This window comes from Bifidobacterium olomucense (genome assembly GCF_012932375.1).
GTDB lineage: Bacteria > Actinomycetota > Actinomycetes > Actinomycetales > Bifidobacteriaceae > Bifidobacterium > Bifidobacterium olomucense.
Genome location: NZ_JAAIIG010000001.1, coordinates 338,604 through 362,755 on the forward strand (window position 1 = coordinate 338,604; position 24,152 = coordinate 362,755).

Sequence of the window (24,152 nt, forward strand, 5' to 3'; positions counted from 1 at the left end):
CTGTCTGATTGCTGAACAGGTCAGGGACTGATTCGCCTCGATTGCTTTCGAGAGGGTCCGCTTATGCGGGCCCTCTTTTCGTATGTGTGCGAATGGCAACGCATTGATGGAATGCGCGTGGATGCGCATGCCTCTGACGGCGCATTCCGGGGAGATGTAGCTGCTTCGCAGAAATGCCTTGTTACGTGTCGTGCTGGTTAATTGCTTTGACTGCGGTGCAATACGGGGGATTATAGGGGGATAACGATGTTCCTCCAAAGGTATCGAACGGGTTTATTGTTCGGTTGCTCACATTGAAGGCAACGTCATTGGTGTTGGCTGTTCATGCGGGTTCACTTTTCGTCTGGTGTTTGGACACGTTGGCCTCCCTAGCCTTGGAATTGGTCGTGAGTTCAGGGATGAGAGGAAGCCGGTTATGCGCCGTGTTAGTGAAAAGAATCGGGGGGTCAAGCTTCTGGCTGCAAGTGTTGCGGCGGGGATGTTGACTACTTTGGCATTGGGAATCGTGAATCCTGTTGCGCAGGCGGCCAACAGTGATGTCGTGTTCAGCGAGGTATGCGCGGATAATGGGTGCGGTGCGAACGGTTATTCAACCGATTGGGTCGAGGTTTATAACAAGGGTTCGCAGACCGTTGACTTGACCGGTTGGACGGTCACCGATGATAAAGGCAATGTCGCTGCCACGCTGAGGGGTAATATCGCCCCCGGCACGTACCGCACGTTTGATGCGGACGGCCTTGGTAACGGCGGAGATTCGGTGACGTTGAGCGGCAGCGGCGATTCGTACACATGGACGAAGAAAGCTGGTACCGACGAAACCTGGCACCGCGACAAGGGTGTTGGTTCATGGAAAAAGGATGCTCCGTCTCCCACCGATAACGGCAATCAGCAAGGTGGAGGCACTGAAGGCGGTAACACCGACATTCCGTCCACCGCCGCCGAGCTCAAGGATTGGCCCGGCCCCAAGGAGACCGAGGCCCTCGACGCCGTGGACGAGTATGGTCAGGGTGGCGGTTCCACCAAAGGCAACCATCAGGACGGCAACCTTTCCGACCTTGCCTACGAACCCAGCATGGACGGTGGGCCGGGCATCCTGTGGGCCATCGACAACGATCTGAACCCCACGATGGACAGCACCGAATTCAAGGGACCGGGCGCCATCAGCAAATGGGTGCCACAAGATAACTACAGTGCGACCAACCCCGCGTGGCAGCAGGATCCCAACAATAATTGGACGTTCCAAGTCGGCGGCGAGACCCACGGTGGCAAGCAGCTACGCTATCCGGGCATCACTGCGAGCAGTGATTTGGATTCGTCGAGCCCGACTCGGCAGTCCGGTCCGGACACCGAAGGCGTCACGCTGGTGCGCAACGCCACCGACGGACACAAGTACGCGTTCGCCGCAGCCGAACGTGACAACGGCGAGGAGAAAGTCGCCTATAGCGGCAACAGCGACCAGAAGCCGAAAAACGTGCCCCGTTACTCGATTCTCGTCTACGACCTCGATGACGCGGAGAACGCGAAGACCAACCTCAAGGATCAGGCAGGCGACAATGCCACGGGCGCCAAGACCGACGTGGCCGACGACCTGACCGCCGTCCGTGAATATCAGTTCAACGACCAGCTCAGCAACAAGTACGGCGTGGACGTGCGCTTCGGCGACGAACTGTCCGTCAAAGACAAGAACGCGAACCTTGGCTTCGAGGCCATCACCTTCCTGCCCGATTCGTATCTCGTCGCCCACCAGTACCAGATCGATGGCAAGTCATATACGCCGAGCACCACCGCCCATTACGGTGGTCTGTTCCTCGCTGGGCTTGAGCAGAACGGCAACATGTACCTGATGGAACTGGACGAGGACGGCACCGGCACCATCCTGCAGGAAGTCAAGCTGCCGCAGTCCGCCCGCGAGGCGCTGCAGATCGCAGCCGACGGCAAGACCTACGGCAAGGCGATGACCGTGGCGGCCCTCTTCTACGATTCCGCCCATGACCGCGTGGTGTTCGGCTGTGACAACACCTGCGGTGGCGCGGGGCTCACCGCCGACGGCAAGGACTATCAGGCCGGCGGCATGAGCAAGGTGGCCTACATGACCATCCAGAACGGCGCGTTCACCGTCACCGACGTATACAAGACCCCGGAAGGCCTGAACGGTACGTACAACATTCAGCCGATGAACGCCGAAGGCTTCGCCATGTCGTCCGACGCGGAGAAGATCAAGGGCTCCGACCTCAAGAAGCGCGAACCCTACAAGAACGCCACCGACGTGGACCCGAGCAAGTGGTACAAGCCCGTCTACTGGACAGATGATGGCGTCGGCTCTGAGCAAGGCGTCGTCACTGGCGCAAACGCGCAGGCCGGCCACTCCCTGTACCGCGGCTACATCGAGGTGCCGGTGCCGAACCCGGACCAGCCGACCAGCATCGTCGACATCCCCGTCAAGAAGGAATGGAAGGCGAAGGACGGCACTACCGCGGCCACACCGGCCACCGGCACCACCGTCGATGTGACGCTCACACAGGATCCGAGCGCTAGCGACGGCGGCAGGCAGGTCGGCAAAATCACACTCGTCGACGGCTCCGCCACGGCGAACGACGCCAGCGACGACTGGGCCGGCCAGTTCTCTAACGTGGAAGTCGGCCACCAATACAAGGTGACTGAAACCATGCACAAAGGCACCGGCGAGACTGCCACATGGACCACCACAATCGCCACGTCCCCGCGTAACGGGCAGACACAGGACGACGACAATGATGGCAAGCCCGAGACCTTCGTCATCAATAGCGTCAGCGGCGCGCCCGGCGCGATCACGATCACCAACACGTCCGACCAGGCACCGGTGACGACGGCCCCCACGGCTGCGGCCTATCAGATGCCGTTCACCAAGACCGTCCAAGGCCTTGACACCGACGACGACTTCAACTTCCAGCTGACCAAGGCGAGCGACGAACGGAAGGACATGCGCTTTGGCGACTCCACCGCCGCGACCGCCGCTACCGGCACCGTGACCGACAAATTCACGATGGACACCGGCACGAAGTCCGATTCGCACACCGCCAAGTTCTCGCAAATCACATTCAATGAAGCCGGCGTCTATCACCTGAGTGCCACCGAGACTTCCACGACCACGGCACAAGGCTGGAAGTACGACAACGCTGCCAAAGACGTGTGTGTGGTGGTGACACTTGACTCCGCCGCGAACAAGCTGTCGGTTTCCGGTCTCGCCTCCTACGACAAGGCCTCCGGCACGTGCGCGAGCACGGTGGACGCGACGTTCACCGCGTCCGGCCCGACATTCGTCAATGTCTATCAGGCGTCCATCCCGCCAGCCGGGGTGCAGGAAGCCAATCTTGCAGTGGCCAAGATCGTCCCGCAGTTCGCGGCTCCTGCGTGGAGCGGCGACACGATCGGCGCGAAAGCGATTGGCAACGGTTTCACGTTCACTGTGCAGCAGACCGGTCAGGACTTCACCGTCAACGCCAAGGAAGCTGACGCCAAGCTACCTGATAGCGCGCACTGCACGCCCTTAAGCGGCAATGCCACGGCTTGCACGGTGAGTGTGAACGCGGACTCTTCGCCGACCACCGACTATAAGGGCAAGACCGCGCCGCTCGGCACGATCAGTTTCGACAAAGCCGGCACTTGGTACTACACGGTGACCGAGAACGCGAGAAACGATACCGGTACGTTCAGCTATTCGAAAGCCGTATACCACGTGACCATCACAGTGAGCGATGATGAGGCGACAAACACCTTGAAGGCGGCGACCACCATCGATCGTGCGACCGGCGACACCGGCAACAAGGCGGCGAACGACATCACCGGCAAGTCGATGGTGTTCACGAACGAATACGTCAAGCCGATCGACAAGTTGCCGTTCACCGGTGCGGCGGGTACGAACATGCTCGCTGGATTGCTTGCCGGTTGCGCGTTCTTCGCCGGGGGCCTGGCCATCGGCCGCTCCGATTTGGGACGCAAGCGCCGTCAACCACTCAGCGTCTGACCCATCAGATCATCTGCTCTTCTTTTCCCCATCCCATGCCGGGCTTGGCAATCCGACCCGCCCCAGCGTGAGCCTACCCAATTCTTCCGGGGGCCTGAACCCGGAACCGAGCACCAACAGTTTGCACAGCGCGGATTGGTGGTGTTCGAGCAGTCGGATTTTTCAGGTCCTCTTCGGAGGAACATCAAACCACTCCCGCTAAGGAGAGAACAATGAAGGGAACCTTCACCAAGACACTTGCCGCCGGTGTGGCCGCCATCGCCACGCTCGTCGGATTGGCGTTCGGTGCCGGCATGGCCAATGCCGCACCGGTCGAACAGGTAGTAGAGGGCAGCATTCAGCTGACCGGCTCTGAAGCCCAGCTCAGTGGCCGCCAGTTCGATGTCTACAAGATCGCTGGCTACAAACTCGACGGCACGACCATCACCGGCGTGACCACCGACGCCACCAACAAAGATGCCGTAGACGCCGCCGTCAAGGCCGCCGTCAATGACAACGGCTTCTTCGATGGCATCGGCAATGCCGATGTGCTCGACTACGCGATCAACCAGGGTAAGCTTGCGGCTGATTCCGCTGCCGCTCGTACCCTCGCCGACAAGCTCTCCGCCGCCACCGCGGCCGACGCCAACCCGGCGTTGAGCAAGGTCAGCGCGGCTGAGCCGACCTTCACCATCGACGATGCCTCCGCCAGGAACGGTGCCTACACTTACAAGCCTGACGAGCCCGGCCTGTACCTGCTCAAGGACGTGACCGCCGCCACAGGTGCGCACGCCACCACGTCGAGCGCCATTCTGGTCGGCACCAAGACCGCTAACGACCAGTTCGGAGCCGGCACCATTGCCATCAAGAACTCCGCCGCCAACAAGCCGTCCAAGACTGTCACTGCTGGTGCCGACAACGGTTCGGTTGCCAAGGGTGCCACGCTGACCTACCAGATCACCTACACGGCCACCAAGGATGCTCCGAGCAGCTTCGCCTTCACCGATACTCCGAGCACCGGCCTGACCATCCCGGCCGACACCACGCTTACCGTGACCGACCAGGCCGATAGCACGGTCAAGTTCACCGCCGGCACTGATTACACCGTCGCCACGGTCGTTAACGGCAATGCCGGTGCCCTGCCGCTCGCCGGCAACGGCACCGACCAGCTGACCGTCACCTTCACCGCCGATGGTCTGCAGAAGATCAAGGCCAACGACGTGATCGCCCTGTCCTACACCGCCAAGGTGAACGATCAGGCTGTTGCCGATCCGCTGACCAACACTGCCACCGTCACCGATAACGGCGCCACTTCCGAAGGCGACACCGTCAAGGTTCAGGAAGGCTCCTTCACCTTCAAGAAGGTCGGCGTTGCCGAAGCAGATAAGAACGGCTTGACCGGTGCGGCCTTCAGCCTGTACGCCTCCGCCGCCGACGCGAACGCCAACAAGAACGTTATCGCCACCGTCACTTCAGATGCTCAGGGCATTGTGAAGTTCGATGGTCTTGCTGCCGGCACCTACTACGTCAAGGAAACCGGTACTCCCAACGGTTACCTCGCCGCCTACCAGCCGGGCTTCAAGGTGACGCTTACTGCCGCCCAGGCCGACAAGAACGCCGACGTGACCTTCACCGCTGAATTCGCCAAGGACAAAGACCTCGCCGACTACGGTCTGGCCAAGGACAACAACGGCACCTGGACCGTCACCAACATTCAGCGTAAGGATCAGCTGCCTAACACTGGTGCTGCTGGCATCGCCATGTTCGTCGCTCTCGGCGTGCTCCTGATCGGTGGTGGCTTGGCCATTGTGGTCAAGTCCCGCAAGAGCATTGCCCGCGTCGCCTGATATTGCCCGAGAAGGAGCAGAAATCCGAAAGGATAAGGACTCCTTCTTGTTTGAGGGATCCCGGTGAACAGGGTCATCACCTGTTCGCCGGGATCCCATATCCATTTCGCTCCACCAATTATCGTTTCAAGGATCACCATGACGACCGTCACCGTTGCACCGGACCCGATGCCCACGTTCCACGAGCTCATCCTCGGACTGGACAATGAAACCATGCGGCTCAAAGCCGCATATCGCAATGCTCGACGGCGGTCGACACTCCTATTGGCGTTCGGACTGACCGTCATCCTCGCGGGTTTGGCGGCAATTGGATATCCCATTATTCTGCGGATTCAGTCCAGCATCTACGACGACCAAGTCGTTGCCCGAACCGAACGTACTGTTAACGGCTGGCCCTATCCACAAGCCGAAGACGCCATCAAAGCTGCACGACTCTACAATCAACGGCTCGCCGCCGACCATAATCGCACCCTTGGCGAGGCGACCGACCCGTTCTCCAGCGCACCCGGCATCACCTCAACAAACAATGGCAACAATGCTTCCGCACGTGATGACGAATACATGAGTCTGCTCGATGCCGGCGATAACATTATGGGGTCTATTCTCATTCCCAAAATCAGCGTCAACCTTCCCATCTACCACGGCACCAGCGACGCTGCCCTCGCGGCTGGATCGGGGCATTTATACGGCACCAGTCTGCCTGTCGGCGGACCATCCACCCACAGTGTGCTCACCGGACATCGCGGGCTCGTGCAAGCCATGATGTTCACTCGGCTTGACGAGCTTAAGATCGGTGACTCGTTCTACATCAAAGTCATGGGAGAACAACTCGGCTACAAAATTGACCGTATCAGCGTCATCGAACCCAACGATCTGAGTCAATTTGCAATCAGACCCGGTGAAGACCGCGTCACCCTTATGACCTGCACGCCCTATGGCATTAACACGCATCGGCTTCTTGTTTCCGGCGTCCGCGCTGCCATTCCCAGGCAGATTCCGAAACCGGCACATAGCCAGCATGACCCACGCACCATCATGTTCTGGAGTCTTGCGGGTGCGGGCATCACCGCGAGTATCGGCACCGCCATCGCCCGTCGACACAATCGAGTCACACCGATTCGGCATCGCGCGAAATAGGCCACAGCAAGTACGGCAATATTTTTTGGGAACGGGTCAGGGGCGATTTGCCTTGATTGCTTTCGAGAGGGTCCGCTTATGCGGGTCCTTTTTGCGTATATGGAGCCTCTCCGGCGCTGTCTCTCCAGCGCTGTCTCTCCAGCACTTTTCGCGCGAATAGTGCACGAATCGGGGTTCGCAGGGGGCTTTTCGAGACTTTTCGTGCGAAAAGTGCGTAGTCGGAAGACCGGGGAAACGGCATGTAGATGCTGCGGTATAGTCTGAACTGTTCTTATCTCATGGGAGAAACACGAAAAGAGGCATGGGCATGGTAGACAGCCATGATGCAGAAACCTACAGCGCCAAGGATTCACGACTGATCTGGATCGACTGTGAAATGACCGGACTGGATATCTTCGGCGGCGACGAGCTGGTCGAGGTATCCGTGGTCCCCACCGACTTTGACCTGAACGTGCTGGATGAGGGCGTGGACTTCATCATCAAGCCGAGCCAGAAGGCCGTGGACCACATGAACGACTTCGTGCGCACCATGCACACCCGCTCCGGTCTGATCAACGAATGGGAACACGGTCTGAGCCTCGAAGAAGCCGAACAGAAGGTCACCGAATATGTGCTTCGCTTCACTCCGGAAGGCGTCAAGCCGTTGCTTGCCGGCAACACCATCGGATCCGACAAGAAGTTCCTCGACCACTACATGCCTGGTCTCATGAGCCATTTGCACTACCGCAGCGTGGACGTGAGCACGCTGAAGGAGCTGGCACGCCGTTGGTACCCGGCCGTGTATGAAAACCGTCCGCCAAAGAACGGCGGCCATCGTGCGCTCGCGGACATCATCGAGTCGTTGGATGAGCTGCGCTACTACCGCAAGGCGTTCATGGCACCGGTGCCTGGTCCGAGCGAGGCTGAAGCCAAAGCCATCTCGGCGCAAATCGTGGCCAGCAGTTTGTTGAACAAGTAAATGCTCCGCAGCGAGTCATTCTTAATAGGACTTAACAAGTCTTAATAGGACCTAACAAGAAGTGTGCGGGGAATACTGCGCAGAAAACGAACATCGGGATCGCCATTGCGTGAATCCCATGCACGCTTCTTAATGGGAATCATTCGCTGCGGTGGAAAGACCTGACAATCATGCGTCAAAGCGAAGCCCTAGCTATTTTGAACGCCGGAGCCAACGTCTTCCTGACCGGTGCTCCCGGCGCAGGCAAGACATATACGCTCAATGAGTTCATTCATCAAGCTCGCGCCGCCGGTGCCGAAGTGGCTGTCACCGCGTCTACGGGCATCGCCTCCACGCATATCAACGGTCAAACCATACATTCATGGAGCGGTGTGGGAGTCGCCACCAGTTTGACCGCCAATCTGCTGAAGCTCATCAAAACTCGCCGTCGTCGCAAGATCCAGGCTACTGACATCCTCGTGATCGACGAGGTGTCCATGTTGCACGCTTGGCTGTTCGATATGGTGGATCAGGTCTGCCGTCTGGTGCGTCATGATCCACGTCCGTTCGGAGGCATTCAGGTGGTGCTTTCCGGCGACTTCTTCCAGTTGCCGCCCGTCTCCGTGTCAGGACGCAACAATGATCTGATCGCGCCGACTCCGGAATTTGTCGCTGCCCGTGAACGTTATGCCAAGGCCGGACGCAATCCCGAAGGATTCGTTACCGAATCATTGGTATGGGATGAGCTCAACCCCGCCGTGTGCTACCTGACTGAACAGCACCGTCAGGATACCGGTGACCTGCTCACCGTCCTTACCGATATTCGAGCCGGCGACGTGACCCAGCATGACCGCGAAGTACTGCTGACCCGTTTGGGCAGGACTCCTGCGGCCGATCAGGTCGCCGTACATCTGTTCCCCGTGAATCGGCAGGCCGATGGACTCAACGATTTGCGTCTGAGCCAGATTGCGCTCGAAGAGCATGAGTTCCATGCTGAAACCGCGGGGGCGGCCAATCTGGTGGATCGGCTGAAGAACAACATGCTCGCTCCGCAACGGCTGGTGCTGAAAACCGGAGCGGCGGTGATGGCGCTTCGCAACGATTCGGACCATCAGTTCGTCAACGGTTCGCTTGGCACGGTGCGCGGTTTCGCCCCGGAAACCAAAGGCGGCTGGCCGATCGTGGAGTTCGAGAACGGCAATATCGTCACCATGAAACCGGCCACGTGGGAGATGATGGACGGCGATACGGTGCTCGCCTCCGTCTCCCAGGTACCGCTTCGATGCGCGTGGGCCATCACCATCCACAAGTCGCAGGGCATGACGCTTGACCGTGCGGTCATGGATCTGCGCCGGACCTTCGCGCCCGGCATGGGGTACGTGGCGTTGTCCCGTGTGGAATCGTTGGACGGACTATATCTGGCCGGCGGCAACGAGCGCATGTTCCTGGTCTCGCCGGATGCGATGATGCTCGACGGTGACCTGCGTGAAGCATCTGACGCCGCCAGCGATCAACTCAGTGCCGCCGGCGCTGCCGCCTTCAAGCCGTCCGCAACCGCGCTGGGCAATACCGACGACGATTTCGCTCAGGAGGCTTTGTTCTAGACATCCAGCGGAATAAGCCTGGTTCTGCGTTACGAGGGGCGGTTTTGAGGGGCTCGGAAAGTCTATCTCGTCTACAAGGGGTCCTTCATCGGTGAAAGCACGGGTAAAAACGGTGCTTTGCATTGCGATTCCGTTGTTTTGAGTAGTGCGTTATTCGGATAGCCGCCCCTTGTAATGCAGATAGATGTTTCCAAAACAGTGAATCAGCCCCTTGTAATGCAGATAGACGTAGATAGATGTGATTGGACGTCGATGTGGCAATAGGGACGTGACTACCATAGTGCGTAGAGGTGGTAGTCATGGAACTATCCGAAATGTTCTGCAGGAACGATGATGCTGACGATGATGTTTGCAGGCCCAAGCCGGGTGGATCGATACGTCCGGCTGCCGTAGCTGGATCGTTTTATCCGGATGACCGGACTGCGCTCAAACGACTGATCAATCATCAGCTCGACTACGGGCGCGCCTTGATGAAACAACTTGAGCTCGAACTGCCGGCAGGATGCCCGAAAGCGGTGATTGTGCCACACGCCGGGTACGTCTATTCCGGCACTACGGCGGCGCTTGCCTATGCGTTGCTGGAGCGTGGGCGCGGAACGGTGAGACGTGCGGTAATCGTCGGTCCTACGCATCGTGTGGCGGTTCGAGGTGTCGCTTGTCCAAGTGCTGAGGCGTTCTCGACTCCGCTCGGTACGGTGCCCGTGGATATAGATGCCGAGCGGGCGGCATCGCAGCTACTGATTGTCAATGATCCGACCCATGCACAAGAACACGCGGTGGAAGTACAGATTCCGTTTTTGCAAACCGTGTTCGGTCCGGATCTGACTATCGTGCCACTGAACGCCGGTGATGCCAGCCCTGAGGAAGTGGGGGATGCGTTGCGTGCGTTGTGGGGCGGGCCGGAGACGGTAATGATCATCAGCTCGGATCTGTCGCATTATCATCCTCAAGAGTATGCGCGGCAGCTTGATGAGGAAACCATAGATGATATTGTGCATTGTCGGCTGCCGATTCACCCGCGAAGGGCCTGCGGTGCGTATCCGATCAATGGTCTGCTGGACGTATTGGTGCGCGGGCTTCGGCCGATGCAATGCAGCGAAGCACATGAGGCATCTTGTGAAACATGTCGTGAAACGTTGCGTGAGGTGTGTGAAACACCTCGTGAAACGTTGGGTGGGATGAGGGGCAGCAACACTGGGAACGACGACCACGGCACTACGCAATTTGATTTGCGGCTTTTGGGGCGCAGCACGTCTGGTGACGACGCCGTGGTGGCGCTCGCAGGTCAACCACGTCCGGCCATGAATAATCCAGATGAACCGGTAGTGGGCTATGCGTCGTTTGCTGTTTGGCAGAGTGACGGCGTCGGTTGCGCTCATGATGAAACCAAGCAAGATGCCGGCGTTGCTCGGGACGGCGACGCCGTTGACGATCCCACGTCGATCCCGACGAATCATGTGGCATCCGGGGAATTGCCGGAAACGGTCGAATCGGATGCTGGCGCGGTTACGGCGCAAACGCGTCGAAACGTGCTGCTCGGCCTCGCCCGTGCATCCATACGCCGGCATCTCGGGTTTGAAGATGCTCCGGAGAACAGGCCAGACGCTATTATCGCCCGTAATCCTTGGCTTAACGAGCCGGGGGCCAGTTTCGTGACGTTGACGGAACATGGCCGGTTGCGCGGATGCATCGGCACGCTTGAGGCCTATCGTTCGCTTGGCAGGGATGTGGCTGATCATGCCGTGGATGCCGCCGCCCGTGATCCTCGATTTTTCCCGGTGGCTGCGGAAGAATATCCATTCCTTGATGTGGAGGTATCCGTGCTGGGCAAGCCTGTCTCCATGCCGGTTCGCTCGCGTGTGGAGCTGGAACAGGCGTTGCGTCCCGGAACAGACGGCCTTATCGTAGCCGACCGGCATGGCCGAAGGGCGACGTTCTTGCCGCAGGTTTGGGAACAATTGCCGACGCCGCACGATTTTGTGTCGCATGTGTTGGCCAAAGCCGGAATCGGTGCTGGCTATGACTGGAATGACGGGGAGATCGAATGTGAACGGTATGAGGTGAGTGCCTATGCCGAACGTTAATGCAGGGTTGGAGGCGATACCGCGTGCTGCTGTCGGACGGTGGCAGACCAAGTTCAGCGATGGCAGCGATCGAGCGCGTTGTGAGCTCTGCCCGCGCCGTTGTGTGTTGAGGCCCGGCCAGCGCGGATTCTGCTTCGTCCGTTCGAACCATCATGGCGTCATTGTTTCGGATACCTATGGACGCAGTTCCGGATTCGCCGTTGATCCCATAGAAAAGAAACCGCTCAGTCATTTCCATCCGGGGTCCAGTGTGCTGAGTTTCGGCACCGCGGGATGTAACTCCGGGTGTCGGTTCTGCCAAAACTGGGATATTTCCAAAGCTCGCGACTTCGATAGGCTTGGCGTTGAGGCCAGCCCGAAGAAGATTGCGCAAGTGGCGCGGGATCGTGACATTGATTCGGTGGCGTTCACCTACAATGATCCGATTGTATTCGCCGAATATGCGATTGACACGGCGATCGAATGCCGCGCTCTGGGCATCCATCCGATTGCCGTCACCGCAGGATACATGAGTGCGGCGGCGCGTCCGGACTTTTATGCGGCCATGGACGCCGCGAATATTGATCTGAAAGGTTTTACTGAGGATTTCTATTGGAAAGTGACCGGTACGCATTTGCAATACGTGCTGGACACCATCGACTATGCGGTGAATGAGGCGCGCACGCCGGACGGTGAGCATGTATGGGTCGAGCTTACGACGCTGCTCATACCGGGGTTGAACGACGACGATGCTCAACTGCACGCCGAATGTACGTGGATTCGAGAACATCTCGGACCTGATGTGCCGCTGCATTTCTCCGCATTCCATCCGGCGTGGAAAATGCAGGATGTGCCACCGACCCCTCATGAGACGTTGACTCGTGCGCGCGGAATCGCCCTTGACGAGGGGTTGCATTATCCGTATATCGGCAACGTACACGATCGTGCGGGAGATACGACTTACTGTCCGAACCCGGATTGCAGAGCGGTGCTGATTGAACGTGATTGGTATCGCATCATCGTTGATCGACTGAGCGGAACCGATGGATGCTGCCCGGAATGTGGCACTGCAATTGCCGGACGATGGTAGCTGATGGCCGCGTATGGGCGGGCTTGTCGGTTCACGCGAATATCTTGGAACCTATGACTTCCAATACCCTTCGTATGTCTACTTTGTTCCTGCGCACGTTGCGCGAAGACCCGGCGGACGCAGATGTTGATTCCGCCAAGCTGCTGCAGCGCGCCGGCTACATCCGCAAGGCCGCTCCCGGCATCTGGACCTGGCTGCCGCTCGGTCTGCGCGTGCTCAACAAGATCGAGGCCATCATCCGCGAAGAGATGGCCGGCATTGGTGCCCAGGAAGTGCACTTCCCGGCTCTGCTGCCGCGCGAGCCCTATGAGGCCACCCACCGCTGGGAGGAGTACGGCGACAACATCTTCCGTCTGAAGGACCGTCACCAGGCTGATTACCTGCTGGCTCCTACCCACGAGGAAATGTTCACCCTGCTGGTCAAGGACATGTACTCGTCCTACAAGGACCTGCCGGTGACCTTGTACCAGATTCAGACCAAGTACCGTGACGAGTTCCGCCCGCGCGCCGGCCTGATTCGCGGCCGTGAGTTCGTGATGAAGGACGCCTACTCCTTCAGCATCGACGAAGAAGGTCTGAAGAAGGCCTACTACGACGAGCGCGGTGCCTATGAGCGCGTTTTCCAGCGTCTCGATCTGAAGTATGTGCCGGTGTTCGCCATGTCCGGACCGATGGGCGGCTCCGCTTCCGAGGAGTTCCTGGCTCCGATGCCCATCGGCGAGGATACTTTCGCGCTCGCTCCTTCCGGCAAGGCCTGGAACGTCGAGGCGCTGCACACGCCGGAACTGCCGGAAATCGATGCTTCCAATACCCCGGCTGCCACCAAGGAAAGCACGCCGGATGCCAAGACCATCGACAAGATGATCGAGCGCGCCAACGCCGATCACCCGCGTGGAGATGGCCGTGCATGGGAGGCGTCCGACATCCTCAAGAACGTGGCCATCACCATCAAGCATGCCGAGGATGAGGACCACGATGAGCCGTGGCGTGAAGTGATCGTGGTCGGTGTTCCCGGCGATCGCACGGTGGATATGAAGCGTCTGGAAGCCCAGTTCGCCCCCGCCGAAATCGAAGAGGCCACCGAAGATGACCTCAAGCAGCATCCGGAACTGGTGCTCGGATACATCGGACCCATGGTGCTTGGCCCGCAGGCCGAGGCCGCCGGCGTGAAGCACCCGGCTCGTTACTTCGTGGACGCCCACGTGGTCAAGGGCTCTGCATGGTTCACCGGTGCCGATGAGCATGAGGTGGACTACTACAACCTGGTGTATGGTCGTGACTTCGAAGCCGACGGCGTGGTTGAGGCCGTTGAGGTTCGCCATGGCGATATGAGCCCGGACGGTTCCGGCCCGCTGAGCTTCGAACGCGGTGTGGAGATCGGCCAGGTCTTCCAGCTGGGTCTCAAGTACTCCAAGGCTCTGGACCTGAAGGTTCTGGACCAGAACGGCAAGGCTGTGCCGGTGTGGATGGGTTGCTACGGCATCGGTGTTTCCCGCGTGCTCGCCTGCATCGCCGAGACCCATCACGATGATGCCGGCCTGGCTTGGCCGAAGGTCATTGCCCCGGCTCAGGTGCATGTGGTGGCCACCGGTAAGGACGAAAAGGCCTTCGAAGGTGCCGAGAAGCTGGTCGAAGCACTGGAGGCTAAGGGCGTCGAGGTGATTTACGACGACCGCAAGAAGGTTTCCCCGGGCGTGAAGTTCAAGGATGCCGAGCTCATCGGTGTGCCGACCATCGCCGTGGTGGGCCGTGATTTCGTCAACGACGGCACGATTGAAATCCGTGACCGCAATGGCGAGAACAAGGTCGCCGTGCCTGCCGATCAGGCCGTCGAGACGTTGCTTGAGCGGCTGTAATAAGTTGTGAATCGCACGATTCGACATCGATAGCGCCACCCTGTGACACAGGGTGGCGTTTTTCGTTGCGCTGGTGATGGTGTTGGTGTTGGCGTTGGTGGTTGTGGATAACCGAAAGTTATCCACACGGCCTTAAACCCCGTCACAGTATCCACATTTGCCGGTTGCCCTTGTGCGGCGAGTGTCACGTATTGCACAGTGATCATACCGCCGATCACCTCGTTCGCAAGGATGCGCGGTTGATCGGTGGTCCAGACGTATACGCGCTTGTGGGCGCAACAGGAAAGGACTCATCATGGCAAACCAGCAAGCAGCAGTAACGGTAACCGGCTTTGTGGCCAGTGATTTGGTCAAAGGAGGCAAAGGCGACTTTACGGTGCTGACTTTCCGCATGGGCAGTACGCGCAGTCGGCTGAACCCGAATACCAGACAATGGGAGGAATTCGGTACCGCGTGGCTGACGGTCAAAGCGTTTCGATCCTTGGCCAATAATGCCTTGCAATCGATACGGCGAGGAGACCGGATTATCGTGGTCGGGGTATTGAACACTGAACAATGGAACACCGAACAAGGGGAGTTGCGCAGCAGGACCATTCTTGAAGCGACCAATATCGGTCATGATCTGACGTTCGGCACTACGAATCTCACAAAAACGCAGCGTGCCAATAGCGGAAACGCTTCGGGATCGGGGAATGCTGGCACTGGTGCTGCAGGTGCTGGCAATTCACCTTCAGGCGGAGGCGCTCAAGATCCCGCATCCGGTGTTGTTGCGGCATCGACGCCAACGCCGCCGGTCGAGCTCGGCGATGCCGGCGTGCAGTGTGAACCAAGTGGCTCGCAGCCGTTACCTGCCGATGTGGTTGACGGATCCGACCAGCTTGCCATGCAGCAATCCTATGCTGATGGTTTCACTGAGGAACCGGAGATGTGATGGCTGCTGTGTTGCGTGTGTTGGTGTGCGTGCATACACAACAGAAAAGCCTGCAGCGGCACGTGTATATGTACAGCTGCAGGCTGGATGCGAGGTGCTTATCTGATGGGCGGCATCGGGCGAGATGATATGCCTGGGACGCTTGCTTACCAGATGCGTACGCGGGCTTCGGGCGCGAGCCACATGGCGTCGCTCTCAGACACGTGGAAGGCGTCGTAGAACAGGTCTACGTTGCTGGCGATCCCGTTGGTGCGGAACTCGGCGGGGGAATGCGGGTCGATTTGCAGATACTGTTCGGCCAGCTCATCACGGTTCTTGGTGCGCCAGATGGAGGCATAGCTCAGGAAAAAGCGCTGCAGGCCGGTGAAGCCGTCCATTTCGGGAGCGGTGTCGAGCAGTTCCTTGATGGCAGCGGGGGAACCGTCCTCGTCGCCATTGCCGGTGATCGTGCCTGCGGCCTTGCCCAAGGCGAACGCGTAAGCCTTGAGCGCGATGTTGACGCCACCTAGGTCGCCGATGTTCTCGCCGATGGTCAGCGCGCCATTGACGTGTGGCGCCTTGCTCGGGTCGTCGGCATACTTTTCGACCAGTTGCCGCGGTACGAAGCCGTTGTATTGCTCGATGAGCGCCTTGGTGCGTTCCTCGAAGTTCTTGCGGTCCTCGTCCGTCCACCAGTTGTTGAGTTTGCCGTCACCGTCGTACTGTGAGCCTTGATCGTCGAAACCGTGGCCGATTTCGTGGCCGATCACCGCGCCGATGCCGCCGTAGTTGGCTGCGTCCTCGGCTTCTGGATCGAAGAACGGAGGTTGCAGGATGGCGGCCGGGAACACTATGACGTTCATGCTCGGCTCGTAGTAAGCGTTCACGGTCTGCGGGTTCATCAGCCATTCGTCCTTGTCGGCGGGCTTGCCCACCTTGGCCAGCTGATAACCGGTTTCGTACAGATTCGCGGCTTTGGCGTTCTCGGCGAGCAGAGCGTCTGCGGAGACGCTCAATGCCGAGTAATCGCGCCAGTGGTTGGTGTAGCCGATCTTCGGCGTGAACTTGGAGAGTTTCTCCAACGCCTTGGCCTTGGTGGTCTCCCCCAGCCAGTCGGAGTTGGCGATGGAGACGCGGTATGCGTCGATAAGGTTGGCCACCAACTGCTCCATGCGTTGCTTCGCGCTCTCCGGGAAGTGGCGACGCACGTACTCGCGGCCCACATCCTCACCGCACACGCCGTTAACCAAGCTCACCGCACGCTTCCAGCGATCGCGCTGCTTTTTGGCACCGGAAAGCACCTTGCCGAAGAAGTCGAAGTTGGTGGTGTCGAATGCGCGCGACAGCATGCTTGCGAAACCCACGATCATATGTACGCGAGCCCACAGCTTGATATCGGCCAGGTCGGCTTCGGCCCAGAAACGATCGAGTCCGGTCAGGAAGCTGGGCTCATGCACGATGGTGTGGTCAAAAATGGACCGGAAATCGATGGGCTGAGCTTTGGCCGCTGCGGTTGCGTCATAGGCGCACTGCCATGCGTCAATCCAAGAGACGAGGTCGAAATGCTGCAAAGTGGCAGTCAAATCGGCGAAATCAGTGGGGTTGTAGGTCTTCACCGAATCGCGCGTGGCTACATTGTCCCAATGGTTGGCGGCGATTCGGGTTTCCACGTCAAGGAAGTGGCGGGCCATGGCCAGCGCCGCTTCGCTTGGTACTGCGGATGACGTCTTGGCAGTGGCCTCGGTGCCGGCTGCGGTGTCGGGATCGCTGGCGTCATTGTCGTCGATTTCAGCGGCTGGCGCGTATCCGGCATTCACCAATTGGGTGGCCACCATCATTACATATGCTTCACGCACGGGAGCATAGTGATCTTCTCGATAGTAAGCCTCGTCCGGCAACATCAGGCCGGACTGTTCGATGTGGGTGATGTTGAGGTCCGGGTTGCCCGGGTCGCCGTATACGGCTAGTCCGAACAGGTCAGGTCCGCCGGCGGGGTTGATGGTGCCCAACACTCGCGTTAGGGCCGGCTTGTCGATGGCTGAATCGATGAGATCGAGCTCATCGCGAATGGGGTCCAGGCCAGCGGCTTCGATGGCGTCGGTATTGAGGAAGGAGCGGTACAGGGCCTGCGACTTGGTGGCTGGGCAATCCTCGTCTTCAAGGATCTCACGCGCCTGGTTCTCGGCGTTCTCGGCGAGTTTGTCGAAGGAGCCGTATCGCGAACGGTCGTCCGGCAGTCGATAGGTGTCAATCCAAGGGCCATTGACGTAGCGGAACAGATCGTTGTTCGGCTTGATGGTGGAGGAGAACGAAGTCGGGTCGATGCCCGGCTTCAGTGTTTCGTTGGTGTTGTTCATGCCCCCAGCCTAATGCCGGCGGGGGAGAAGCAGCGGCGGATTGGTCGGCTGTGAGCTGATTTTCCGGTATGGCATGCAATGATTATTAGACGGTATGTCCATTTTTGTTCATGGTGCGAATTGGTCAAAGTGTCTAAAATGCGAAGAGGCTGTGTAAGCGGTCATACGAACGTAAGGAGCGAATGATGAGTGAGCCGAACGATAGCGCGAACAATGGGCAGAATCAGCAGCCGCAGTATGGTGCCTATGACGCCAATCATGGCGGTCAATACCCTCCTCAATATGGCAATGGTCAGTCTGGGACGGCCGGGCAATACGCCGGTCAATCCGGTTCGCAGCCTCAGCAGAACGGATATGGGCAACCCTATTACGGCCCCTACGCCACCAACCCGAACGGACAGCCGTTTAACCCCTATGGGCAATCATATGGCCAAGGTGCTCAGAATGCTTCGTATGATCAGCAGGGTCGATTCGGTCAACAGCCTGGCTGGTATTCAGGCGATTTCAACCCATTCCGTCTTATTGAGGAATGGCTGCCGCAACGGGCTAAAAACACCATTCGCGTGGTGTATGGCGTAGTGGGTGTCGCCGCCATCGCATTGGGATTGGCATTGTTGCTCGTGCCGTCCAAAACATTGGCTCTGGCCGCATTGCTGCTTGGCGTATACTTCGTGATCTCGGGCGTGGTGCGTATCGTAAGCGCTCTGGTGGAGCGGGGCTTACCGGGCGGATGGCGTGTGCTGGATGTGCTGGTCGGTATTTTGCTGACCTTCGGCGGCGTGGTCGTCGTACGAAACTATGGTCTTACCGGCCAGACGCTGGCTCTGCTTGTCACCCTGATGGTGGGATTCGGCTGGATGATGGAAGGCGTGATGGCTCTGGTGGAATCATGGCGCATCCCGAACTCCGGCTGGGCGGTCGCTTATGCGATCATCTCGATTGTCGCCGGCTTCGTGGTGCTGATGAGCCCGCTGAGCTCTACCGTATTCATGGTGATCTTCGGAGGATGCGCCATGGTGGTGATGGGCGTCACCGCTGTGGTGCGCGCGTTCACCTTCGGCAAGCCGCGCAAGTAGGGCGCTGTGAGTAGGCTGGCAGGCATGATCGAATTGAAAACCCCTCGTGAAATCGAGGAAATGAAGCCTGCCGGCCGCTTTGTCGCCGGAATTCTCAAGGAACTGCAGGAAACCACCAAGGTGGGTACCAATCTGCTGGAAATCGACGAATTCGTCCACAAGAAGATCGTGGACCGTAAGGGCGCGGAATCCTGCTACGTGGACTACGCGCCGGACTTCGGCACCGGTCCGTTCGCCCATTACATCTGCACTTCGGTCAATGACGCCGTACTGCACGGCGTCCCGTATGATTACAGTCTGAAGGACGGCGATCTGGTGTCCCTTGATCTTGCGATCTCCGTGGACGGTTGGGTTGCGGACTCCGCGGTGAGCTTCGTGGTCGGCAAGGATCCCGATCCGGAAGACCTGCGACTCATCAAGTGCACTGAAGAGGCGCTTGCCGCCGCTATCGACGTGGCCAAGCCGGGCAACCGTCTGGGGGATATTTCCTCCACCATCGGTGACATCGCCCGCGAATACGGCTATCCAATCAACTTGGAGTTCGGCGGTCATGGCGTGGGCCATATCATGCATGGCGATCCGCATGTGCCGAACGATGGTCGTGCCCATCACGGTTACAAGCTGCGTGAGGGTCTGGTCATCGCCATCGAGCCGTGGTTCCTCAAGACCACGGACGAGATCTATCAGGATCAGAAGGACGGTTGGACCCTGCGCTCCTCCGACGGTTCGCGCGGTGCTCATTCCGAACATACCATCGCCATCACGGAGAACGGCCCGATCATCTTCACCGATCGCACCAACCTGTGATTGCCTAAGCGTCCCCGTGACGCAATCACATTCCACGGTGTAATAATCCCTCCACGGTGTGCTGATTCCCCACGGTGTGGTCTTTCTCGCATGGTGCAGCAATTGAAAATGGCTTAATTCCGCGGTTCTGGCGGAATGGCATGGGTCATGGTTGATGTTTGCCGCGCCGTGGGGAAGTTGCTGCGCCGTGGGGTGCTTTTGTTGGTGCAGGCGTGCGGGACCGGTGTGGTGATGCACGTTTTTTGAGACGGCGACTTGCACTGAAACACGCGTGCCATATAGTGAGCCATACTTTTGAGCCGGACGGTCAGTCCGTCGGCATCGGCCCGTATCTAAGGGGAGCAACAAGTATGGCAACAGCCCAGCTGAATGTAGATGACAGCAAATATACTCTGCCTGTAGTCAAGGCAACCGCGGGCGCAGATGGTATTGTCGTCTCGAAACTGCGCAACGATGGCTGGGTGACGCTTGACCCAGGATTCCTGACCACTGCGCAGTGCGAATCGAAAATCACCTATATCGACGGCAAGCATTCCATTCTGCGCTACCGTGGTTATCCCATCGAGCAGTTGTGCGATCAATCCGATTTTCTTGAGGTCGCATGGTTGCTGCGCCACGGCGAATTGCCGAACAAAGAGCAGTATGAGCGATTCGTTTCTGATATCAACCATCGCACGATGGTGGGTGAGGATTTCCGTACGTTCATGGGTTCCTTCCCTCGTACTGCACATCCGATGAGCGTGCTGGCCTCTGCCATCAACGCGCTGGCCACGTTCTATCCAGACACTACGGATATCACCGATTCCGATCAGTTGGATGAAGCCGCGGTGATCATCATGGCCAAGGTGCGTACCATCGTCTCCTACATCTTCCGTCGTCGTCGTGATGAGCCTATGCTGTATCCGGATTACGCTCGCGGCTACGTGGATGATTTCCTGCGCATGTGCTTCGCCGTGCCGTACGAGCCGTTTGAATCCGATCCCTTGTATGTGCATGCTCTTGGCCGACTGCTCATTATTCATGCCGATCATGAGCAGAATTGTTCGACTTCGGTGGTGCGTATCGCTGGATCCGCGCACGCCAACCTGTATTCCGCGGTGGCGGCTGGTGTCAATGCCCTTTCCGGGCCGTTGCACGGCGGTGCGAACGAGGCTGTGCTTCGCCAGCTCAAGGCGATTCGCGATTCCGGCAAGTCGGTGCGCGACTTTGTTGCCGAGGCCAAGGCGAGCGGACAGAAAATCTCCGGCTTGGGGCACCGCGTGTACAAGTCTTACGATCCGCGTGCGGCCATCGCCAAGCAGTACCTGGAGAAGATCATGGAGCGTGAGGATACGTCCAAGCTGCCGGCCGACGAGCGTGCGCTGTTCGATGTAGCCACCGAGCTGGAGGATATTGCCCTGCACGACGAGTACTTTGTCTCACGCAATCTTTACCCGAATGTGGACTTCTATACGGGTCTTATTTATCGCGCCATCGGCTTTGATCCTGCTATGTTCACCACGCTGTTCGCGCTGGGGCGTATCCCGGGATGGATTGCCCAGTATCGCGAGATGCTTGCCGATCCGAACACCAAAATCGGCCGCCCGCGTCAGGTGTACACCGGTGAGACCGAGCGTGACTATGTGCCGCTTGAGGAGCGTTGATTGTCTTCTCTTGTGATCTGATGTTTGGTTTGAGGCCAGTTTGATATTGATCTGATATTGGTCCGATATGCGAGCGTTATTTGCTCAGTATGCAGTACTTTGCGTATGAGACCTCGATTCACTTGAGGATTTGCCCTGCTGAGTGGTTGTTCTGCGAGGCAAACTTTCGGACGAATCGTGAACATGGGTCTGCAAGAAGGCTTATTGGTTATTGGAGCGACCCAACTGTTGAGTCGATGATCTGCTTCACTGGGCATATGCCAGGCAGAGCACATCCTCGGCTGACATGAGAAAACGCCTCACTGGAATACCGGTGAGGCGTTTTCTCATATACGTGGCCGATGGCATCGGTCGTTATGCCGAGCCGTGGGACGGAGAGTCCGGTGGACTCTGGGAGCAGCCGTGCTGCTACGGCTTCATAAGATCAGTTCTTGTGAAGCTTCTCGTTGAGTTCAATACCTATCTTGCGATAACGGGCTTCGATACGGCCGCTGACCGAGTTGCGGATGAACAGGATGTTGTTCTTGCCGGACAGGTCAGCGCCCTTGACCACTTCGAGCGGCTCTCCCGCGGCGGCCTTGGCTTTGTCCCAGATGGTGATCTTGGTGCCGGCGGTGATGTACAGTCCGGCTTCGACGGTGCAGTTGTCGCCCAGGGAGATGCCGATGCCGGCATTGGCTCCAAGCAGGGAATGCTCGCCGATGGAATTACGGAGTTTGCCGCCGCCGGACAGGGTGCCCATGATGGAAGAGCCGCCGCCGATGTCGGAGCCGTTGCCGACCACCACGCCTTGGGAGACGCGGCCTTCGACCATGGAGACTCCCAATGTGCCGGCGTTGAAGTTCACGAATCCGGCATGCATGACGGTGGTGCCTTCAGACAGGTAAGCGCCCAGTCGCACGCGGTCGGCGTCGCCGATGCGCACTCCGGTAGGCACCACATAGTCGATCATGCGCGGGAACTTGTCCACGCCGAATACGTTCACGGTGGCGGCGGGAGCTGCGGCGGGCAGACCCACCTGAGTGGCGAAGGCCTGGGCCGCGTCTGTGGCGGCACGCTCCACGTCAGCCTTACGCAGGGCGAAGTCTTCGACTGCGAACGGGCCGTAGTTGGTCCACACTACGTTGTTGAGCTGAGCGAAGATGCCTTCGAGATTCAGGGTGTTTGGCTTGGCCAGACGCATGCTCAGCAAGTGGAGCTTGAGATAGGCCTCTTCGGCGCTGGCGATTGGTTCGTCCAGCTGGCTGATGGTGAACACCGGAATGCGGCGAACGCCTCGGGCGTCTGCTTCCGCAGTGGCCAGAGTGCCGAAGTTATGATTCGGACGGTCAACCTCGGCAGGTGCTGGCCCTAAGGACAGTTCCGGGTACCAGACGTCCAAGGTGTTACCGGCCGCGTCAATGCTGGCCAAGCCCCAGCCCCATGCGGTACGCGCTTCGCTCATGCTTGTTCCTCCATTGTTTGACTGTGTGCCATGAGTGGCGATGCATCCACCTTAGCCGTAAAAGCTGGCATTCGGGGCGTGAATGCTCAGGAATGGCTTGTTTTCGTGGAGCTCGGTAAAAATTTACCGCCTTGCGTGAGCGATGGAAGGATGTACGTAACGCGTTTGTCTGTGGGATATGCGGGAGACCATGCCGGCAAGGAGGCACATATGATTGCGACGATGTTGATCGACGTTGCCAGGAGACTGTCAATGCTGCTGTTGCTGCTGTTGACGTCGCTGGCCGGATTGAGGCGAGTAGGCGGCCGCCATGCGCGTTCCAGCCTCATACAGCCTGTGCTTGAGCGAATCGGGTTCAAGAATCGTTACACGCCCATCCCACGAATATTGCAGAGCCCACCAGAACACTGCTCGTTCGGGGGAATCTACCGTCACTTCATACTGCCCGTTGCCGGTACCCGGTGTGATTTGCGGATCGTCAAACCATTCGAACACGTTATTGAGCATGGATTCGCCTCGCACGAGCATGCGGATGCGTATCGGCTCATCTGCTACCGGATAGGGGCGATGCCGCATGAAGTTCACTGCGTCGAAGCCTTGAGGTGCGGGTTGCTCCAATGGCACGCTACCGTGCAGGCCTTTGGCGCTCACATTGGTGATGCGGTTAACTACGAAAATGCGCAGATGATCCTCGCCATGCAGATGGCAGATAAGGTAGTAGCGGCCGTTCTTGTACACCATCTGGTACGGATCCGCAGTGTATGTGCTGCCCGTGCCGGTCCTGCTCTTATGGGGGATCAATGTGCCGTCCGGCCCGTAGTCGCGATATTGGAAGGTGACGCCGTGCCCATCCTCGATGGCTTGGTTGAGCTGATCGATGGTGGAAAGGAATTCGCCGTTGATATGCGTGTAGGTGGCAACGTGGTCGAGATAGTTGATACCGTCGCCGGCTGAACCGGACAGTTCACGCAATTTGCCGACCAGATCGTCCATGGCGTCCACGCTGATACGCGAAAGTGTCAGGCTGTCGGCCAAGAGTCGCATTTCGGCTGCTGAGAGGAACGCCTCCATATACCATCCAGGTTGTGGTTCGGCGCATTCTATGCCGATAAGGTCCTCTTCGGTCAGATGTCCGATGCGGCGGCCGAGGAACTGGGCGGTGGTCAGGCGCTTGAGCTGGTTCCGCACGGTTTTTTCACTCGGCAGATCGGCTTCGTCATAGCGGTGCATCTGCGCCAGACGATCGAGAATCTGACGTACGGTCAGGCCATGACCAAAATAGCTGTAACGCCATAGCACTTCGAAAATATCCAGTGCGGCATTACCCGCGTACGCTTTTCGTTTCGGTCGATCGTCTGTGCTCATGGTTTAAGGCTACCGCGTGATTCATCTAGGATGG

General features: G+C 58.6%; 15 protein-coding genes. 12 read left to right on the plus strand and 3 right to left on the minus strand.

Translation table 11 applies throughout. The features are described 5' to 3' along the window. Positions 1–415 precede the first annotated feature (415 nt). The 9 genes from G1C97_RS01495 to G1C97_RS01535 all read left to right on the plus strand — a co-directional run bounded on the left by G1C97_RS01495 (position 416) and on the right by G1C97_RS01535 (position 15,447). Positions 416–4,003, plus strand: a complete 3,588-nt coding sequence (locus G1C97_RS01495; RefSeq protein WP_169240183.1) for a Spy0128 family protein — start codon at positions 416–418, stop codon at positions 4,001–4,003. Between the two features lie 212 nt (positions 4,004–4,215). Then, positions 4,216–5,829, plus strand: a complete 1,614-nt coding sequence (locus tag G1C97_RS01500; RefSeq protein ID WP_169240184.1) for a SpaH/EbpB family LPXTG-anchored major pilin — start codon at positions 4,216–4,218, stop codon at positions 5,827–5,829. Between the two features lie 138 nt (positions 5,830–5,967). After that, complete coding sequence (locus G1C97_RS01505) at positions 5,968–6,966, plus strand: class C sortase (protein ID WP_240950946.1); 999 nt, start codon at positions 5,968–5,970, stop codon at positions 6,964–6,966. A 307-nt stretch (positions 6,967–7,273) separates the two neighbouring features. Continuing rightward, positions 7,274–7,924 (plus strand): oligoribonuclease, encoded by a 651-nt coding sequence (orn, locus tag G1C97_RS01510; protein WP_169240185.1) that lies wholly within the window; start codon positions 7,274–7,276, stop codon positions 7,922–7,924. Positions 7,925–8,094: 170 nt separating this feature from the next. Next, entirely contained in the window at positions 8,095–9,507 is a 1,413-nt protein-coding gene (locus G1C97_RS01515) for a DEAD/DEAH box helicase (protein WP_169240186.1), read from the plus strand. A gap of 314 nt (positions 9,508–9,821) precedes the next feature. Next, positions 9,822–11,591 carry an AmmeMemoRadiSam system protein B gene (gene amrB / locus G1C97_RS12195; protein WP_417852198.1) on the plus strand — a complete coding sequence of 590 codons (1,770 nt, stop codon included), beginning with the start codon at positions 9,822–9,824 and terminating at the stop codon, positions 11,589–11,591. Next, a complete protein-coding gene (gene amrS, locus G1C97_RS01525; RefSeq protein WP_169240187.1) occupies positions 11,578–12,660 on the plus strand; it encodes an AmmeMemoRadiSam system radical SAM enzyme in 1,083 nt (360 codons plus the stop codon). The genes amrB and amrS overlap by 14 nt, the downstream gene beginning before the upstream one ends. A 53-nt stretch (positions 12,661–12,713) precedes the next feature. Then, positions 12,714–14,516 carry a proline--tRNA ligase gene (locus tag G1C97_RS01530; RefSeq protein ID WP_169240188.1) on the plus strand — a complete coding sequence of 601 codons (1,803 nt, stop codon included), beginning with the start codon at positions 12,714–12,716 and terminating at the stop codon, positions 14,514–14,516. A 295-nt stretch (positions 14,517–14,811) separates the two neighbouring features. Beyond that, on the plus strand, positions 14,812–15,447 hold the full coding sequence (locus tag G1C97_RS01535; RefSeq protein ID WP_169240189.1) for a single-stranded DNA-binding protein: 636 nt from the start codon (positions 14,812–14,814) through the stop codon (positions 15,445–15,447). A 146-nt stretch (positions 15,448–15,593) separates the two neighbouring features. On the opposite strand, the gene G1C97_RS01540 is transcribed toward G1C97_RS01535, so the two are convergent. After that, entirely contained in the window at positions 15,594–17,783 is a 2,190-nt protein-coding gene (locus G1C97_RS01540) for a M13 family metallopeptidase (RefSeq protein ID WP_169240190.1), read from the minus strand. Positions 17,784–17,968: 185 nt separating this feature from the next. Here G1C97_RS01540 and G1C97_RS01545 point away from each other — a divergent pair, with 185 nt between their 5' ends. The 3 genes from G1C97_RS01545 to G1C97_RS01555 all read left to right on the plus strand — a co-directional run bounded on the left by G1C97_RS01545 (position 17,969) and on the right by G1C97_RS01555 (position 21,309). After that, positions 17,969–18,859, plus strand: coding sequence for an HdeD family acid-resistance protein (locus G1C97_RS01545; RefSeq protein WP_169240191.1), 891 nt, complete (start codon positions 17,969–17,971; stop codon positions 18,857–18,859). A 24-nt stretch (positions 18,860–18,883) separates the two neighbouring features. Then, on the plus strand, positions 18,884–19,666 hold the full coding sequence (gene map, locus G1C97_RS01550) for a type I methionyl aminopeptidase (protein ID WP_169240314.1): 783 nt from the start codon (positions 18,884–18,886) through the stop codon (positions 19,664–19,666). Between the two features lie 350 nt (positions 19,667–20,016). Continuing rightward, the gene (locus tag G1C97_RS01555; RefSeq protein WP_169240192.1) at positions 20,017–21,309 is read left to right on the plus strand and encodes a citrate synthase; all 1,293 of its coding nucleotides are present in this window, start codon (positions 20,017–20,019) and stop codon (positions 21,307–21,309) included. Positions 21,310–21,733: 424 nt separating this feature from the next. Here G1C97_RS01555 and dapD read toward each other — a convergent pair whose 3' ends face one another. Next, positions 21,734–22,753, minus strand: coding sequence for a 2,3,4,5-tetrahydropyridine-2,6-dicarboxylate N-succinyltransferase (dapD, locus tag G1C97_RS01560; RefSeq protein WP_169240193.1), 1,020 nt, complete (start codon positions 22,751–22,753; stop codon positions 21,734–21,736). 249 nt (positions 22,754–23,002) lie between these two features. Beyond that, the gene (locus tag G1C97_RS01565; protein WP_169240194.1) at positions 23,003–24,118 is read right to left on the minus strand and encodes a helix-turn-helix transcriptional regulator; all 1,116 of its coding nucleotides are present in this window, start codon (positions 24,116–24,118) and stop codon (positions 23,003–23,005) included. Positions 24,119–24,152: the final 34 nt, after the last annotated feature.